This is a genomic window from Kitasatospora sp. NPDC058162, assembly GCF_042884005.1.
GTDB lineage: Bacteria > Actinomycetota > Actinomycetes > Streptomycetales > Streptomycetaceae > Kitasatospora.
Window position 1 is genome coordinate 1 of the sequence record NZ_JBHVUS010000061.1, and the last position, 16729, is coordinate 16729.

Here is a 16729-nt window from a genome sequence, read left to right on the forward strand (position 1 = left end):
CTGCAGGGGGGACCCTGTGGGAGAGTAGGACGCCGCCGAACAATCATTCAGAAAAGCCCCTGATCCTTTCGGATCAGGGGCTTTTCGCATTTCCGGACCGACTGCTGAGCAGTCCAGGTGTTGCTTCCACCACTGTCAGGTGGTCCTAGGTCCACCTCGGAACTGGGGTGCCATGGCCAGTGTCCGGAGCGGGTCGTTCGTGAACACTGATGGAGGACGATCGGCATCGGCATCAGGAGAGCTTGCGTGACCACAGAGACCCGTACGAGCGGCACGTCCGTCCGTGCGCAGACCCAGGCGGCCTTCCAGGCCGGCGGCCAGGGGCTGGCCCGGCTGGCTCAGGTGGTGCTGGGTGCTGTGCCGGGGTTCGTGCTCCCGGTGGTGGCGGCCATCGTCGCGGGGGTCGTGACGGCCCGGCTCCTGCAGTACTACTTCCCGGCGTCGCTGGTGGCCCTTGCGGCCGCGGCGGTCGCCGGCGCCGCCGTGGCGGCGGCCTGTGTCCGTCGGACGGCGGACCGGACGCGTCGGTTCCTCCAGCGCTGGTACGGCATCCGCCTGCCGGTGGTCTACCAGCCGATGCCGCAGCTGGAGTTGGACGAGCGCGGGCACTGGTGGACGGGCTACTCGTACCACCGCTCGCAGACGGTCGCGAAGTACGCGCAGCTGGTCCACTGGGGCCTGCGGGACCGCACCACCCGGGCCGAGATGCTCTGGCTGGTCGTGAACCCCGTCGCCGCCGCGGTCCTGGGCGGCGCGGTGGTCCTCCTGATCGTGCTGGGCGGGGCGTTCGCCCTGGGCGGCGTGGTGCCGGCGGACGGCTTCGGCCCGCTGAGCGCGCGGATGACGCGGGTCACGCTGAGCATGCTGCTCGGGATCGGCATGGTCCTGGCCGGGATACTCCTCGCCCCGCACGCGGTGCGCGGGTACGTGGAGGCCGCCCGCCGGGTGCTGGACCAGGACGGCCGGGCGACGCACGCCCAGCTGACCAAGCGGGTGGCGGAGCTCACCGAGACCCGGGCCGACGCGGTGGGCAGCCAGGCGGCGGAGCTGCGGCGGATCGAGCGGGACCTCCACGACGGCGCCCAGGCACGGCTGGTCGCGATCGGGATGACGCTGGGCACCATCGAGCACCTGATGGACACGGACCAGGCCGCCGCGCGGGAGCTGCTCTCCGAGGCGCGGCAGTCCTCGGCCCGGGCTCTGCAGGAGCTGCGCGACCTGGTCCGCGGCATCCACCCGCCGGTGCTCGCCGAGCGCGGACTCGGCGACGCGGTGTGCGAGTTGGCGCTGGACAGCGCGCTGCCGACCGAGGTGTTCGTGAGCCTGCCGGACCGGCTGCCGGCTCCGGTCGAGGCAGCGGTCTACTTCAGCATCAGCGAGTTGCTGGCCAACGCGGCCAAGCACTCGGAGGCCGAGCAGGTGTGGGTGGACATCCTCTACCGGGCGGGGTCGCTCCGGGTCACGGTGACCGACGACGGTGTGGGCGTGGCGGATCCGTCGCAGGGCACGGGCCTGCGCGGGATCGAGCGTCGATTGGGTACCTTCGACGGTGTCCTCGCCATCGACAGCACGTCCGGCGGTCCGACCACCATCACCTTGGAGTTGCCGTGCGAGTTGTCCTCGCAGAGGACCTCTACCTCCTTCGCGAAGGCCTGATCCGTCTGCTGGAAGCGCACGGCTTCACCATCGCGGCAGCCGTGGAGACCGGCCCCGAGCTGCTGGAAGCGCTGTTGACCCACCGCCCGGACGTGGCGGTGGTGGACGTCCGACTGCCCCCGACGCTCACCGACGAGGGCCTCCAGGCCGCGCTCAAGGCGCGCCGGGAGATCCGGGGCCTGCCGGTGCTGGTGCTGTCCCAGCACGTCCAGCAGTTGTACGCCCGGGAGTTGCTGGCCGACGGCACGGGCGGGGTCGGCTACCTGCTGAAGGACCGGGTGTTCAACGCGGGGCAGTTCATCGACGCGGTCCGTCGGGTGGCGGCGGGCGGGACGGCGATGGACCCGGACGTGATCGCCAAGCTGATGCAGACCACCTCGCGCCGCCCGGGCCCGCTGCTCGGGCTGTCCCCGCGCGAGCGCGAGGTGCTGGAGCTGATGGCCGAGGGCTGTTCCAACTCGGCGATCGCCGCCCGCCTCTCGGTGAGCGACGGCGCGGTGGCCAAGCACATCGCCAACATCTTCAGCAAGCTCGGACTCGCCCCCGACGAGGACGCCAACCGCCGGGTGATGGCCGTCCTGGCGTACCTCAACGGTACGGCGGGGCAGAGCCGCTGACGGCCCGACCGGTGCCGGACGCCCCGGGAGCGGTGGGTACTGTGACACCCCAGGCTGCGGAAACGCTGAAACACCCGTACGAGTAAACTCCGGTGGGCCGCGCCCGGAGGCCGTTCGGCCGTCCGGCGGCCCGACTGGCGGGAACCGGCAGCCGATGCGCGTACGGCAGCAGCCGACATCCAGGGGTTGATAGACGTAATGGCACGCCCAACGCTCACCAAGGCCCATCGTGGGCTGCTCGGCCTGGTCGCGGCCGGCGCCTGCATCATCTCGGGCATCGGTTTCGCGGGCTCGTACAACGCGGTGCGCGAGCTGGCCTTGGAGAAAGGTTTCGGTGCCTTCTCCTACGCCTTCCCGATCGGCGTCGACGCGGGCATCGTCGTGCTCCTGGCCCTCGACCTGGTGCTGACCTGGCTGCGGATCCCCTTCCCGATGCTGCGGCAGACCGCCTGGCTGCTGACCGTCGCCACCATCGCCTTCAACGCGGCGGCCTCCTGGGGCGACCCGCTCGGCATGGGGATGCACGCCGTCATCCCGGTGCTGTTCGTCGTCGTGGTCGAGGCCTCCCGGCACGCGGTGGGCCGGATCGCGGCGATCACCGCCGACCGGCACATGGAGTCGGTCCGGGTGATGCGCTGGATCCTCTCCCCGGTGCCGACCTTCCGGCTCTGGCGGCGGATGAAGCTCTGGGAGCTCCGCTCCTACGAGGAGGTCATCCGGCTGGAGCAGAACCGGCTGGTCTACCGGGCGCAGCTGCGCTTCCGCTACGGCCGCGGCTGGCGCCGCTCGGCCCCGATCCAGGCGCTGCTGCCGCTCAAGCTCGCCAAGTTCGGCGTCCCGCTGGACCCGTCGCTGCTCGACCGGCTGGACGAGGAGGCCCGCGAGCGCGAGGCCAAGGAGTCGCTGGTGGAGCAGACCTCCCAGGAGCTCGGGCCCCAGCCCCAGCAGGCCCGGGCCGCCGCGGCCATCGCCGCCCCGGCCCCTGCCGTGGGCAGTCCGGTCCCCGCCCAGGCTGCAGCCGCGCAGTCCGACACCCAGCAGCCGCAGCAGCCCCAGCCCGAACCAGCCCAGTCGGCCCAGGCGGCCCCGTCGCCCCAGCAGCCTCAGCAGGCCCAGCCCGAGGCCCCCGGCCAGCCCCAGCCCGAGGCCCCCGCCGCGGCGCCGCTGTCGCCGGAGGTCGCCGCGCCGATGCTGGCGAAGCTGCACGCCGTCCGGCTGCGGGCCGCCCAGGAGCCGGAGGCGGAGGTGGAAGCCGCCCCGCAGCCGCGCGGCGAGGAGCTGAACGTCTGGACCGAGCGCCCGGTCCGCACCACCGGCCACTCGGTGGACCCCGGCCCGGGCGGGCGGGTGCCGGGCCAGGCCTCGCCGTGGTTCAAGCCTCCGCGTCCGGCCGCCGACGAGCCCGCTCCCGCCGCCTCCGGACCGCAGGCCCAGCACCCGACGGCCGCGCAGCCGTCGGCCGAGCCGACCGTCGAGCAGCACCGTCAGCCGGCCGCCCAGGCCGAGCACCACGCCCGGCCCGAGCAGCCCGTTCCGGCCGAGGAGCCCGCCCAAGGTGCCGGGACCGAACCCCTCCCGGCACCGGTGCCGCTGGACGAGGACGTCGCCTACGACGGCCTGGTCTCCTACATCGACAGCTTCGGTCACCAGCCGGACCCGCCGCGTCTCGCCGCCTGGTTGACCACCGAGTACGGCGTCACCGGGAAGGGCCCGGACGGTGCGGTCCACCCCAAGGAGGTCGCCGACCTCTACCCGCTGCTGCGCGACCGCTACCTGGCCGCCGGGAGGGACTGAGCCCGCGCCGACGGCCGCGCCCCCGAGACCCGCGCTGGTCCGAGACCCGCGCCGACCCGACACCCTCGCGTCCACCGCTCGGTCGGCCATTGACGCCCGACCCGGCCGGAGCTACCTTCACCTCAACAAATTGTTGAAGTGCTGGTTTCGGCATGGAGGAGTGCGGATGTCGCAGGTCGAGGTCGACGGATCCGGACCGACGGGCGGGGCCTCCTTCTCCGCTGCCGCCCGCGCCACCGTCGAGGAGCTGCTCGCCCCCGTGGACGCCGACCTGGCGCGCCGCTACCCGGGCGACTCCGGCACCCGGCAGCCGGTGCACACCGTCTACGTCCCCGCCGACGCCTTCCGTGCCGACACCGTACGGGAGTGGGGCCGCCAGGCCCTGGAGGCCTTCGACACCCACGCCGGCACCCCCGCCGAGCTGGCCCGCGCCCTCGGCGTGGCAGACGACCAGCTGCTCGCCGACGTGCACGCCCGGGTCCGCGCCAAGCTGGAGCGCGAGCCGGTCGAGGACCTGCGGATCGACTTCGAGGACGGCTACGGCCCCCGCCCCGACGCCGAGGAGGACGCCGCCGCCGTCCGGGCCGCCGAACTCGTCGCCGCCGCCGTGGCCGGGGGCGGCGCGCCGCCCTACGTCGGCATCCGGATCAAGTGCATGGAGGCGCCCGTCCGCGCCCGCGGCATCCGCACCCTGGAGCTGTTCCTCGCCACCCTGCTGGCGAACGGCGGCCTGCCCGACGGGCTGGTGCTCACCCTGCCCAAGGTCACCTACGCCGAGCAGGTCACCGCGCTGGTGCGGCTGCTGGAGGACTTCGAGCGCCGGGCCGGGCTCCCCGTCGGCCGGATCGGCTTCGAGATCCAGATCGAGACCACCCAGGCGATCCTCGGCCCGGACGGCCGGGCCACCGTCGCCCTCATGATCGAGGCCGCCGAGGGCCGCGCCACCGGACTGCACTACGGCACCTTCGACTACAGCGCCTCCTGCGGTGTGAGCGCGGCCTACCAGAGCATGGACCACCCGGTCGCCGACCACGCCAAGGCGGTCATGCAGGTGGCCGCGGCCGGCACCGGCGTCCGGCTCTCCGACGGCTCGACCAACGTGATCCCCACCGGCTCCACCGAGCAGGTGCACGCCGCCTGGAAGCTCCACCACGACCTGGTCCGCCGCTCGCTCGCCCGCGCCTACTACCAGGGCTGGGACATGCACCCGGCGCACCTGCCGACCCGCTACGTCGCGGTGTACTCCTTCTACCGGGAGGGCCTGGCGGCCGCCGCCGCCCGGCTCGCCGCGTACGTCGCCAAGGCGGGCGGCGACGTGATGGACGAGCCGGCCACCGCCCGGGCGCTCAGCGGCTACCTGCTGCGCGGTCTGGACTGCGGCGCCGTCGACCCGGCCGAGGTCACCGCGCTGACCGGCCTGGACCGCGCGCAACTGGACGCCCTCGCCGGTCGCTGACCCTCGGCCGCTGTCCCCCGGCCGCCCAGGCGCCCTGCTCGCTGCACCTGGCCGCCCTCCCGCCGGCCGGGCGCCAACTAGGCTGGCGGTGCCGCCCCGGACCCCCGGGGTGCGCGCCGCCAGCCGTCGCCGTTCCGGGAGAACCACCGCGCCATGTCCGCCACGCCGGAACCGACCGCCAGGCCGTACCTCACCATCCGGCGGGCCGGCAGCCACGAGACCGAGATCAAGAAGTCCCGCTTCATCTGCCACCTCGGCCGGGTCTCCGACGAGGACGAGGCGCAGGCCTTCATCGCCGGGATCCGCAAGCAGTACTGGGACGCCCGGCACAACTGCACCGCCTTCGTGGTCGGCGACGAGCAGCGCCGCGAGCGCTCCAGCGACGACGGCGAGCCCGGCGGTACGGCCGGGGTGCCGATGCTGGAGGTGCTGCGCCGGCGCGGCCTGACCGACACCGTCGCGGTGGTGACCAGGTACTTCGGCGGGATCAAGCTCGGCGCGGGCGGCCTGGTGCGGGCGTACGGGAACGCGGTGTCGGAGGCGGTCGACGAGGTGGGCCTGCTGGAGCGGCGGCCGGTCGCACTGCTCGCGGTGACGGTGGACCACGTGCGCGCCGGGCGGGTGGAGAACGACCTCCGGGCGGCCGGGTACGCGGTGAGCGACCTCGCCTACGAGGCGGCCGGGGTGCGGATCGAGGTGGGCGTGCCGGAGCCGGAGGCGGCCGGGTTCCACACCTGGCTGGCCGAGGCGACCGGCGGCACCGCGGTCGCCGTGCTGGCCGGGCGCACCTACGTCGAGGTGCCGGTCTGAGTCCCGGGGGTACGGGCTCCGTCCGCGCGGCCCGCTGCACCGCCCCGGCGGGCCCTCCGCCGGCCCCGGCGGTGCCGTAGCGCTGCCGGAGTCCGTCCGGATCCGTCGCTCCCCGTAGCCGAGTGCGTACGCCACGCGGAAGACGGCTTGAACAGATTCACTCGAACGTAGTGTCGTGGCCCGGAGTTGGAACTTCCGCTCCCGGCCGTGGCGTTTCCTGGGCAAGGTTCCGGCCGAACCGGATGAAAACCGTCGATGGAGGACAACAGACCCCACCCCGCACCACGGAGGTATGCGCATGACCTCAGACCGCTCGCCCTCGCCCGCCGGTGCCGACCTACCCGGCCCCCGCGGCCCCGCGACGCCCTACCGGATGACCGTCACCACCGCCCTCCCGCACGCCGAGGCCGTCGCCCTGGCCGACGAGCAGCTCGCCTCCTGGCTGAAGCAGGAGGGCTGTGAGGAGCCCCCGCCCGCCCTCGGCACCGCCCCCGGTACCGCCTCCGGCGCACCCCCCGCCGCCGAACGCCTGCGCCTGGGCGAGCGCGTCCTGCTGGACCGGGACCTCGGACCGCTGCGCGGCGGCCCGGGCGCCGGCCGCTACGACCGCCGCCGCCTGCGCACCCCGGCCCCGCACGGTACCCGACAGCTCACCCTCACCGTCGCCACCGCCGCCGGCGGCCCCACCTGGGTCCGGCTGGAGGCCGAGACCCACAACACCGGCAGCGGCGTGCGCACCCCCTGCCGGGTGCCGGTGCCCGAGCTCGCCCGCACCCTCCTCCCGCTGCTCGACGCCGCCGACGGCCCGGCCGCCGTCCACCCCGCCCCCCGGGTGATCACGGCCGACGAGGTCGACGACCTGATCGACGAGCTCTGCGACCCGGAACGCCGGCTGCCCACGGTGGTCGCCAGCGTGCCGGTGAACCTCCCGGTCGACCACTGGGTCGAGGAGGTGGTCCGGCCGCTCTGCCGGCAGCTGCCCGGCCTCGCCACCGCCTACGTGCTCGACCCGGGCGCCCGCACCGGGTTCAACGTCGCGCTGGAGTACCACACCGTGTACGGCGGTGCGGTGCGCACCTACCTGCCCGAGGTCGACCCGGCCTCCCGGCAGGACGGCTCCCGACATCCGGTGCTCGCCCGGGGCCGAATAGAACAGGACCTCCGCCGTGCCGCCGGGCTGCTCGCCCGCGAGCCGCGCCGCCTCGCCGCCGACCAGCCGCTCCCGCCGCCGCTGGCCGCCGTCCCGGTGCTGCGCGTCCCGCCCCCGCAGGTGCGCCCGGCCGCCGAACCGGTCGCCGAACCGGCCGTGCTCGCCCGCGAGGAGCAGCAGGACCGCGCGGAGCAGCAGGCCAGGGCCGACGAGCTGGAGCGGGTCCGGCACACCCTCCGGCTGGAGCGCCGGGACCGGGCCCAGACCAGGGACGGCCACGAGGGCCGTCTCCGCACCGGCACCCGAGGCGCCCTGAGCGGCCGTCACTGCACCGGTCCCGGCCTCGTCCCGACCGCCGCGCCGACCACCTCGGGCACCGGCCCGACCACCGCGGGCCACCGCGCGGGCCGACTCTCCGGGTGCCCGGGCAAGCCCGAGACCTTCACCGAACTCCTCGGCAGGCTGGGTGAGTTCCCGCTGCTCACCTTCACCGGTGACCAGAAGAACGCGCTCGCCCTGGACGGACTCCAGTGCGCCGGCGCGGGCTGGGCCCGGCTCGCCTGGGACGGCCTGACGGCCCTGCAGGAGTACGCCGAGGCGGCCGTGCGCGGCGCGGCCGGCGGGGACTTCAAGCAGTGGTGCGAGCACACCCCGGACGGCTGTCACCGCTTCCCGCCCCGCAAGGCGGTGCGCGGGGAGTCCCGGACGGTGTTCAGCCACACCAAGTGGAAGCGCGAACGGATGCTGCCGGTGCCGGAATGCGTCGACGCCTCCCGACGCGCCTTCATGGGCGCGCACCTGCGGATCGGCGGCGGCCGCACCGCACCCCGGCTGCACTACCTCGACGACTGCTCCGGCAGTGGCCGGATCTACGTCGGCTACATCGGCCTGCACCTCACCAACACCCGGACCAACTGACGGGCTTGGCTGACCGCTGCGCCCGTTCGGTGGACAATGTCCGGCAGGGGGCGGGGTCGCGGGCCGGTCCGTCGCCCCGGGCAGGCGCCGGACGAGCATGGGGGAACGACGACCGATGCAGTACTCAGCAGACGGCCAGTCCGACGGCACCGCCACCGTCCCGTTCCCCCAACCGGGCTTCCTCGCCTCGGTCTTCCGCGACCTCGGTGCCGACCAGGGCCCGGAGCCGGACGGTGCCGCGGGCCACCCGGCCCCCGGCCGCCTGTCCAGCCCGGATGCGGTCGGCCCGGACACCACCGCCCCGGACACCGGCGGTCCGGGCGCCGGCGGCCAAGGCCCCGCCGACCCGGGCTCCGCCGACCCCGACGAGGCCGTGGCGGCGCACGCCCGGGCCGCCGCCCTCACCCACCACCGCACCCTCACCGTCCGGGCCGAGCACGACCGGCTGGCCGACCTGCTGCGGCGGGCGGCGCTGCCCGTCTCGGCCATGGACTTCGAGAGCCAGCTGCGCCACTACGAGCCCCGTCCCTACCCGGCCGACGGCCCGGCCGCCGTCGACGGCGCCGAGCCCCGTTGGGACGACTTCGCCCCCGCCGACCCGACCGCCGCCGACCCGGAGGGCGGCCCGTCCCGCCGGCTGCTGGACTCCGGCTACCAGCGCGAACTCGCCCAGGCCCGGCTGACCCACCAGCGTGCCCTGCGGGAGTGGCGCACCCGCCGGGCCGAGGCCGGCAGCCCGGCCGCCGGGGAGTCCCGGCGCGCCCACGAGGCCGCGGAGGAGGCCCGAGCCCGCGCCGTGCGCGAGTACAACGAGAGCCTGGAGGAGTGCCGGCGCGCCTACCGGCTGGCCGAGCCGGCCGCCGTGGAGTCGCTGCTGGAACGGGCGCTGGCCGCGGCCGAGACCGCCACCCAGGACCTCCCCGCCCCGTGCCGGGCGGTCTTCCGCCCGCTCACCCGCACCGCCGTGCTGGACCTCGACCTGCCCCCGCTCGACCTGGTGCCCTCGCTCACCGGCTACCGGCTCGCCCCCGAGGGCGACATCCTCCCGGTGCCGCGCCCGCCCGCGGACCGGGCCACCGACTACCTGCGGCTGGTCGCCCGGCTGGCCCTGCGCTCCCTGCAGGCCGCCGACGCTGTGGACACCGAGGAGATACTCGCCGGCGTCGTCCTCAACGGCTGGCTGCGCGAGCCCGGTGCCGAGCCGCTCTGCCTGCTCAGCGTGGACGCCGACCGCGACGCCCTGGCCCGCACCCGGCTGCTGCCGCCCGGGACCCCGTACGAGGAGCGCGACGACGAGGGCGTCTACGCCGACGCCGAGCAGGACGAGGCCCTGGTCCGGCTGCGCCAGCTCGGTGCCGCCGTCACCCCGGACCCGTACGCCCGGACGGCCGTCCAGCCGGCCGCCCGGGCGGGCGTCGCCGTCCCGGCCGCGTCCGACCTCTCCGCCAACGAGTTCGCCCAGCTGGTGCGCGACCTGCTCACCCGGGGCGGGGTCGCCGAGTGGAGCGTACGGCTGCGCGGCCCGGCCGGGCTGGTCGCCACCGGCGAGGGCGCCCCCGGCAGCGCGCTGCCCGGCCGCTGGGTGGTCTGGGCCTCCCGGGACTCGGAGTCCGTCAGCGTGGAGCAGATCGAGACCCTGGCCGAGGCGGTCCGCGAGGAGTCCGCCGAACGCGGCCTGCGGCTGACCACCGGCCACTTCGCGGAGGAGGCCCTGGACCTGTCCGCCGGGGAGAGCCACCGGCACATCCACCTGATCGACGGCGACGGCGTCCGCGAACTCGCCCGCACCCACCTCGGCCTGCCGCTCGCCGCCGGCCGCTGACCCGGCCCGGCCCTGTCCATTCCCACCCCCACCCGCACCCCCCACCAGCGAGTTCACCCCGACGGCCCACCCGGCGGGCGCCCCTCCGTGCCCGGACCAAGGCTGAGGGGACCGGGCCGACGGGACCGCGGCCGAGGACCGGCCCGGTCGGCGGCACCCCGGGCGATCACCGCCGGACGGGCGTCCGGTACGGTCGGCGGTCGGCCCGGCCACGGGCGGACCCCAGGGGGAGAGGAATGGGCAGAGCGCTCGTCAGACCACACGGCGGCACCGGCCATCCGGCGGGCGCGGCCGACCCGACACCACCGACACCCCCGCCCGGCCCGACCGCCCAGGCGCCGGAGGCGGCCCGATGACCGCCGTCCTGGTCGCCGCCGGGGCCTTCCTGATGACCCTGATCGGCGGCTTCGTCGCCCAGCGCACCGGCGACCGCCGCCACCTGGTGCTCGGCTTCGCCGCCGGTCTGATGCTCGGCGTGGTCGCCTTCGACCTGCTGCCCGAGGCCCTCCACCAGGCGCCCGGCGAGGTGCACGGCGTGCCCCAGGCGCTGCTCATGTTCGCGGTCGGCTTCCTCACCATCCACGTGGTCGAGCGCGCCGTCGCCATCCACCGCGGCCACGAGGGCGAGTACGCCGAGCACACCCACGGCCACCAGCACGGCCACTCCCACCGCTCCGGGCACCAGGGCGTCGGACTGACCGCCGCCCTGGCCCTGGTCGGGCACAGCGTGATGGACGGCTTCGCGATCGGTGCCGCCTTCCAGGCCGGCAGCACGGTCGGCACGGTGGTGGCCATCGCCGTGGTCGCGCACGACTTCGCGGACGGCTTCAACACGTACACGATCACCCGGCTGTACGGGAACAACCGGCGCCGGGCGCTGACCCTGCTCGCGGCCGACGCGCTGGCCCCGGTCTCGGGCGCCGCGATCACCCTGGCCTTCACCATCCCGGAGCACCTGCTCGGCCTCTACCTGGGCTTCTTCTCCGGCTTCCTGCTCTACCTGGCGACCTCCGACATCCTCCCGGAGGCGCACAGCCCGCACCCCTCGCGCAGCACCCTGCTGTGCACGGTGGCCGGGGTCGGCTTCATGTGGCTGGTCATCGGCTTCGCCAACTAGCGCGGCAGCGAGTCCCAGCCCTCCCGCATCGACGCCAGCGCCTCGGTGATGGCCGGCCGCCGGGAGGCCTGGGCGCGCCAGAGCGCGAACACCCGCCGACTCGGCTGCGAGGCGACCGGGCGGGCCGCCACCCCGGCCGGCAGCGGACCCCGGCCGAGCCGGGGCACCACGGCCATCCCCAGACCGGCCGCGACCAGGGCGATCTGGGTCTCGAAGTCGCCGACCTGGTAGTGCACGTCGGGCTCCTCGCCGGCCTCGCGCAGGGTGCGGACCAGCCAGTCGTGGCAGATGTTGCCCGGCGGCACGCTGATCCAGCGCTGCCCGCGCAGCCGCTCCACCGGCACCGCGTCCAGCGCCGCCAGCCCGTCCCCGGCGGGCAGCACCAGGTCCACCGGGTCCGTCCCGAGGTCCAGCCGGGAGAGCCCCTCCTGCACCGGCAGCGGCACGGTCGGCCAGTCCTGCACCAGCGCCAGGTCGACCTCGCCGCGCGCCACCAGCTCGGCCGCCGGGTACGGGTCGCTCTCCAGCAGCCGTACGTCCAGCTCCGGGCAGCGCCGTCGCAGGTCGGCCAGCACCCCGGGCATCAGCCCGCGCGCGCCGGTCGCGAAGGCGGCCACCAGCAGCCGTCCGACCGCCCGGCCGCGCTGCTCCTCCAGCCGTACCTCGGCCTGCTCCACCAGCCCCAGGACGGTCCGCGCGGTGGCGGCCAGCTCCCGCGCCGCGTCGGTCAGCACCACGCCCCGGCCCTGCCGCTCCAGCAGCACCGTGCGGGTCTCCCGCTCCAGCTTGGCGATCTGCTGGGAGACCGCCGAGGGCGTGAAGCCGAGCGCGGCCGCCGCCCCGCCGACCGAGCCGTGCACCGCCACCGCGTGCAGCGCCCGCAGGCGCCCCAGATCCATCATGCAGCGATCCTAAAGTGTCCACTTCAGAATTCATCGCTGGTGCTACACGTTCCCGCACCGCCATGCTCGACCCATGACCGCAACACCCGCCGTACCCTCTGCTCCCGGCGCTCCCGCCGGCGCGAGCATGAGCCCCCGTCACATCGCCCTGGCCGTCCTGGTGGCCGCCGTGTGGGGCCTCAACTTCGTCCTCATCCACGTCGGCCTGGACAGCTTCCCGCCACTGCTCTTCTGCGCTCTGCGGTTCGCCGTGGTCGCCGTGCCCGCGATCTTCTTCGTCGGCCCGCCCCGGGTGGCCTGGCGCTGGGTGCTGGCGGTAGGCCTGGTCCTCGGCGTGGTCAAGTTCGGGCTGCTCTTCCTCGGCATGCACGCCGGGATGCCGGCCGGCCTCTCCTCCCTGGTGCTCCAGGGCCAGGCGGGCTTCACCGCGCTGTTCGCCGCCGTGCTGCTGCGCGAACGGGCGGGCCGACGGCGGCTGATCGGCCTGGGGCTGGCCTTCGCGGGCATCGTCCTGAGCGCCCTCGACCAGGGCCTCGGCGGTCCGTTCGGCGCCTTCGTCCTGGTCGTGCTGGCCGCCGTCGCCTGGGGCCTGTCCAACGTGCTGACCCGCCGGGCCGCGCCGCCGGACGCGCTGCGCTGGATGGTCTGGGTCAGCGCCGTGCCGCCGCTGCCGCTGCTGGCCCTGTCCCTGCTGGTGGAGGGCCCGGACGCGGACCTGCGGGCGCTGCGCGGGATGACCCTGGGCGGGCTCGGCGTGATCGGCTACGTCGGGCTGGTCTCCACCCTGTTCGGCTTCGTCGCCTGGAGCTACCTGCTGCGCAGCTACGACGCCACCGCCGTCGCGCCCTACTCGCTGCTGGTGCCGGTGTTCGGGATGTCCTCGGCCTGGCTGCTGCTCGGCGAGCGGGTCAGCCCGACGGCCGCCGCGGCCGCCGTGCTGGTGATCGCCGGGATCGGGATCACCGCGCTGCGCCCGGGGGCGCTGTCCGCGGCGGTGGCCCGGCTGCGAGGAAGCGCGCCTCGGCGGCCCGCAGCACTCGCAGCAACACCTCCTCGTCCTCGGGGCTGACCTCGCCGAAGTAGTCCTGGGCCACCTCGTCCCGGACCTGGAGGATCCGCTCCACCGCCGCGCGCCCGTCCTCGGTCAGCAGGATCCGGACCGCCCGGCGGTCGGCCGGGTCGGGGCGGCGCTCGACCAGTCCGGCCTCCTCCAGCGCGTCGACCACGGTGGTGGCCGAGCGCGGGGCGATGTGCAGCTTGTCGGCGAGGTCGCTCAGCCGCATCGCGTGGTCCGGCGTCTCGCAGCCGGGCACGTGGGCGAGCGTGCGCAGCGCCCGGGCCTGGCCGGGGGTGATGCCGTACGGCTCCAGCCGCCAGCCGGTCTGCCGGCGGATCCGCTTGATCGCCCTGGTCATCGCGTCCGCGAGTTCGGCGGGGGTGCCGGGGGAGGGGATCGCCGGATCGTCGGTCGGCGTGGTGGTCATCGGCGGTCTCCTCGGCTGGCGTCGGCCCAAGCGTATCGGCCGGTCCCGGGCGCGAGGCCGACCCTGGAAAGTGCTCGGAGAAATATCTTGAGCCTAGCTCAGTATCTGCGTTACGGTACTTCCAAGTGAGGGGACCCTAAGTTCCCTCCCCTTCCTTGGAGCACCCATGCCCGTTTCCACCGCCCGCGTCGCCACCGACCGCCCCGCCCGCTACGCCAAGCAGCTCGCCGCCCACATGAGCAAGCGGATCGAGACCTCCTTCTCCCCCGAGACCGGCCACGGCACGCTGGTCTTCAAGGCCGGCACCGCCACCATGGAGGCCCAGTCGGACGCCCTGCTGCTCACCGTCGAGGGCGAGCGCGAGAACCTGGCCGGCCTGGAGGACGTGGTCGGCCGCCACCTCGTCCGCTTCGGCGCCCGCGACGAGCTCGTCGTCGAGTGGCACCGCGACAACGGCGAGGCCGGCCTCGTCCACCGCAACGACGACGAGGACGCGCCCGAGCAGACCACCCCCGAGCAGAGCACCCCCGAGGCCTGACGCCCTCAGGCGCCCGGCCGGGGCAGCCGACGATCGAGCACCCACAGCACCAGGACGGCCAGGCACCAGCTGGCCAGCACGTCCAGCAGCCAGTGGAAGTCGCTCCACACCAGCCCCGCGCCCACCCCGAGCGCCAGCACCACCGCGCCCGCGGTCAGCCCCCGGGCCGTCCGCCGCCCCGCCGCCCGGGCCAGCAGCAGCGCCGCCACCCCGTAGCAGAACGTCGCGGTCGCGGTGTGCCCCGACGGGTACCAGCCCCACTGCCCCGGCAGCAGCGGGTCCCCGAGCGGGCCCGGCCGGGCGAACCCGGCCTTCGCCGGGACCACGAGCAGCGGAATCAGCACCGCGGTCAGCGCCGCCACCGGCAGCGGCAGCCACCAGCGCACCGCCCCCGCCCGGCGCCACCACCAAGCGGCCAGCCCCCCGGCCACCAGCAGCACCGGGACGGCGGGCACCCCGCCGCCCAGGTCCGCCAGCAGGTGGCCCAGGTGGTCGAGCAGGGCGCTCGGGTGGTCACGGCGGGACGCGTGGACCGCCGCGCGCACCGAGCGGTCCACCCCCAGCAGCGGCCCGTCCACCGCCACCTGCCAGGACACCGTCAGCAGCACGACCGCCGCCACCACCGGCACCGCCACCGACCGGGCCACCCGGCCCAGGACAGCGGACAGCCGCCCCGGAGCAGGGGGGAGAGCTCCGGGGCGGCTCTGATGATCGCCGTTCCGTGCGCCCCGGGGGGTGTGGGTCGGACGGTCGGTCGATCGGCCTTCGGTGTGTGCCGCCCCTCCCGGGGCGGACCGGTTGTCCTCGCGGCGCCCGCGCGGACCCGCCCCTCGGGGAGGCTCCGCGGACGGCTCCGCCAATGGCTGAGGCTCGCTGTCCATCTGTGATGACACTACGTCAACCGTCCTTCCGGGCCGAGCGCCTTCAGCGATTCCGCACATCATCTTCACCCCTCCCCGGACCCTCCTCGGACCGCCTCCGGACGGCCCCGGGAAACCGAACGACCCGTGCGGACCAGAGGTCCCCACGGGCCGTTCAGCGCTGTCCGGACATCCCTCCGGCGGGGGTATTCAGACCCTGACGGGCGACACCGCTCAGACGGCGGCGAACGCGGCCTCCAGGATGTCCAGGCCCTCGTTCAGCAGGTGCTCCGGCATGACCAGCGGCGGCAGGAAACGCAGCACGTTGCCGTAGGTGCCGGCGGTCAGCACCACCAGGCCCTCGTTGTGGCAGGCCTTGGCGATGGCCGCGGTGGCCTCCGCGTTCGCCTCCTTGCCGCCCGGCTTCACCAGCTCCACGGCGACCATCGCGCCCCGGCCGCGGACCTCGCCGATGATGTCGAACTTCTCCTGCATGGCCCGCAGGCGGCCGAGCATGACCTCGCCGATCCGCTGCGCCTTGCCGACGAGGTCCAGCTCCTTCATCGTCTCGATCGAGCCCAGCGCGGCGGCGCAGGCCACCGGGTTGCCGCCGTAGGTGCCGCCCAGGCCGCCCGCGTGCGCGGCGTCCATGATCTCGGCGCGACCCGTCACCGCGGCCAGCGGCAGACCGCCGGCGATGCCCTTGGCGGTGGTGATCAGGTCCGGGACGATGCCCTCGTCCTCACACGCGAACCACTGGCCGGTGCGGCAGAAACCGGTCTGGATCTCGTCGGCGACGAACACGATGCCGTTCGCCTTCGCGAACTCCACGATCGCCGGCAGGAAGCCCTTGGCCGGCTCGATGAAGCCGCCCTCGCCCTGGATCGGCTCGATGATGATCGCGGCGACGTTCTCCGCACCGATCTGCTTGTTGATCATGTCGATCGCCTGCGCGGCGGCCTCGGCGGCACAGTTCTCCGCGCCCGTCAGCCAGCGGTACGGGTACGCCACCGGCACGCGGTGGATCTCCGGGGCGAACGGACCGAAGCCCTGCTTGTACGGCATGTTCTTCGCCGTCAGGCCCATGGTCAGGTTGGTGCGGCCGTGGTAGCCGTGGTCGAACACCACGACGGCGGTGCGCTTGGTGTAGGCGCGGGCGATCTTCACCGCGTTCTCGACCGCCTCGGCGCCCGAGTTGAACAGCGCCGTGCGCTTCTCGTGGTCACCCGGGGTCAGCTCGTTCAGCTGCTCGGCGACGGCCACGTAACCCTCGTACGGGGTCACCATGAAGCAGGTGTGGGTGAAGGCGGCCAGCTGCTCGCTCGCCCGGGCCACCACGGCCTCGGCGCTGTTGCCGACGTTGGTCACGGCGATGCCGGAGCCGAAGTCGATCAGCGAGTTGCCGTCCACGTCCTCCAGCACGCCGCCGTTCGCACGGGTGACGTACACCGGCAGGGTGGTGCCGACACCGGCCGCCACCGCACCCAGCTTGCGGGCCTGCAGCTCCTGCGACTTCGGACCCGGGATCGCGGTGACCAGACGGCGCTCCTGCGGGAGCGGCGATACGGCGCTCATGGGGTATCTCCAGACTTCTCGGCTCGGTGC

At 74.7% G+C, this 16729-nt stretch carries 14 protein-coding genes; 10 read left to right on the forward strand and 4 right to left on the reverse strand.

Going from position 1 to position 16729, the window contains the following annotated elements; genetic code table 11:
• Positions 1–246 precede the first annotated feature (246 nt).
• The 8 genes from ACFVXG_RS44655 (at position 247) to ACFVXG_RS44690 (ending at position 11340) form a co-directional block, all read left to right on the forward strand.
• Positions 247–1656 (forward strand): sensor histidine kinase, encoded by a 1410-nt coding sequence (locus tag ACFVXG_RS44655; protein ID WP_387936260.1) that lies wholly within the window; start codon positions 247–249, stop codon positions 1654–1656.
• Entirely contained in the window at positions 1608–2273 is a 666-nt protein-coding gene (locus ACFVXG_RS44660; protein WP_387936261.1) for a LuxR C-terminal-related transcriptional regulator, read from the forward strand. Before ACFVXG_RS44655 ends, ACFVXG_RS44660 begins: the two co-directional genes overlap by 49 nt.
• Before the next feature lie 198 nt (positions 2274–2471).
• Positions 2472–4067, forward strand: a complete 1596-nt coding sequence (locus ACFVXG_RS44665) for a DUF2637 domain-containing protein (protein ID WP_387936262.1) — start codon at positions 2472–2474, stop codon at positions 4065–4067.
• 166 nt (positions 4068–4233) lie between these two features.
• Positions 4234–5523 carry a DUF6986 family protein gene (locus ACFVXG_RS44670; RefSeq protein ID WP_387936263.1) on the forward strand — a complete coding sequence of 430 codons (1290 nt, stop codon included), beginning with the start codon at positions 4234–4236 and terminating at the stop codon, positions 5521–5523.
• A gap of 153 nt (positions 5524–5676) precedes the next feature.
• Positions 5677–6333 (forward strand): YigZ family protein, encoded by a 657-nt coding sequence (locus ACFVXG_RS44675; RefSeq protein ID WP_387936264.1) that lies wholly within the window; start codon positions 5677–5679, stop codon positions 6331–6333.
• A 298-nt stretch (positions 6334–6631) separates the two neighbouring features.
• Positions 6632–8401, forward strand: coding sequence for a hypothetical protein (locus ACFVXG_RS44680; protein ID WP_387936265.1), 1770 nt, complete (start codon positions 6632–6634; stop codon positions 8399–8401).
• 115 nt (positions 8402–8516) lie between these two features.
• Positions 8517–10223: a restriction endonuclease gene (locus ACFVXG_RS44685; protein ID WP_387936266.1), complete on the forward strand. Its 1707-nt coding sequence runs from the start codon at positions 8517–8519 to the stop codon at positions 10221–10223.
• A gap of 352 nt (positions 10224–10575) precedes the next feature.
• On the forward strand, positions 10576–11340 hold the full coding sequence (locus ACFVXG_RS44690) for a ZIP family metal transporter (RefSeq protein WP_387936267.1): 765 nt from the start codon (positions 10576–10578) through the stop codon (positions 11338–11340).
• Here ACFVXG_RS44690 and ACFVXG_RS44695 read toward each other — a convergent pair.
• On the reverse strand, positions 11337–12242 hold the full coding sequence (locus tag ACFVXG_RS44695) for a LysR family transcriptional regulator (protein WP_387936268.1): 906 nt from the start codon (positions 12240–12242) through the stop codon (positions 11337–11339). The two genes, ACFVXG_RS44690 and ACFVXG_RS44695, sit on opposite strands and share 4 nt — an antisense overlap.
• A gap of 127 nt (positions 12243–12369) precedes the next feature.
• Here ACFVXG_RS44695 and ACFVXG_RS44700 point away from each other — a divergent pair, with 127 nt between their 5' ends.
• Positions 12370–13311 (forward strand): EamA family transporter, encoded by a 942-nt coding sequence (locus ACFVXG_RS44700; protein WP_387936281.1) that lies wholly within the window; start codon positions 12370–12372, stop codon positions 13309–13311.
• Here ACFVXG_RS44700 and ACFVXG_RS44705 read toward each other — a convergent pair.
• Entirely contained in the window at positions 13202–13726 is a 525-nt protein-coding gene (locus ACFVXG_RS44705; RefSeq protein ID WP_387936269.1) for a MarR family winged helix-turn-helix transcriptional regulator, read from the reverse strand. The genes ACFVXG_RS44700 and ACFVXG_RS44705 overlap by 110 nt on opposite strands.
• 166 nt (positions 13727–13892) lie before the next feature.
• Here ACFVXG_RS44705 and ACFVXG_RS44710 point away from each other — a divergent pair, with 166 nt between their 5' ends.
• Positions 13893–14264 carry a DUF2218 domain-containing protein gene (locus ACFVXG_RS44710; protein ID WP_387936270.1) on the forward strand — a complete coding sequence of 124 codons (372 nt, stop codon included), beginning with the start codon at positions 13893–13895 and terminating at the stop codon, positions 14262–14264.
• Positions 14265–14269: 5 nt separating this feature from the next.
• On the opposite strand, the gene ACFVXG_RS44715 is transcribed toward ACFVXG_RS44710, so the two are convergent.
• Both ACFVXG_RS44715 and gabT read right to left on the reverse strand, forming a co-directional pair.
• Positions 14270–14911: a phosphatase PAP2 family protein gene (locus ACFVXG_RS44715; protein ID WP_387936271.1), complete on the reverse strand. Its 642-nt coding sequence runs from the start codon at positions 14909–14911 to the stop codon at positions 14270–14272.
• A gap of 447 nt (positions 14912–15358) precedes the next feature.
• A complete protein-coding gene (gene gabT, locus ACFVXG_RS44720) occupies positions 15359–16699 on the reverse strand; it encodes a 4-aminobutyrate--2-oxoglutarate transaminase (RefSeq protein ID WP_350510059.1) in 1341 nt (446 codons plus the stop codon).
• Positions 16700–16729 lie beyond the last annotated feature (30 nt).

Coding starts and splice junctions, on each gene's coding strand:
- ACFVXG_RS44680 (WP_387936265.1), top strand. CDS start 6,632: ATGACCTCAGACCGCTCGCCCTCGCCCGCCGGTGCCGACCTACCCGGC.
- ACFVXG_RS44675 (WP_387936264.1), top strand. CDS start 5,677: ATGTCCGCCACGCCGGAACCGACCGCCAGGCCGTACCTCACCATCCGG.
- gabT (WP_350510059.1), bottom strand. CDS start 16,699: ATGAGCGCCGTATCGCCGCTCCCGCAGGAGCGCCGTCTGGTCACCGCG.
- ACFVXG_RS44665 (WP_387936262.1), top strand. CDS start 2,472: ATGGCACGCCCAACGCTCACCAAGGCCCATCGTGGGCTGCTCGGCCTG.
- ACFVXG_RS44695 (WP_387936268.1), bottom strand. CDS start 12,242: ATGATGGATCTGGGGCGCCTGCGGGCGCTGCACGCGGTGGCGGTGCAC.
- ACFVXG_RS44690 (WP_387936267.1), top strand. CDS start 10,576: ATGACCGCCGTCCTGGTCGCCGCCGGGGCCTTCCTGATGACCCTGATC.
- ACFVXG_RS44710 (WP_387936270.1), top strand. CDS start 13,893: ATGCCCGTTTCCACCGCCCGCGTCGCCACCGACCGCCCCGCCCGCTAC.
- ACFVXG_RS44670 (WP_387936263.1), top strand. CDS start 4,234: ATGTCGCAGGTCGAGGTCGACGGATCCGGACCGACGGGCGGGGCCTCC.
- ACFVXG_RS44705 (WP_387936269.1), bottom strand. CDS start 13,726: ATGACCACCACGCCGACCGACGATCCGGCGATCCCCTCCCCCGGCACC.
- ACFVXG_RS44700 (WP_387936281.1), top strand. CDS start 12,370: ATGAGCCCCCGTCACATCGCCCTGGCCGTCCTGGTGGCCGCCGTGTGG.
- ACFVXG_RS44685 (WP_387936266.1), top strand. CDS start 8,517: ATGCAGTACTCAGCAGACGGCCAGTCCGACGGCACCGCCACCGTCCCG.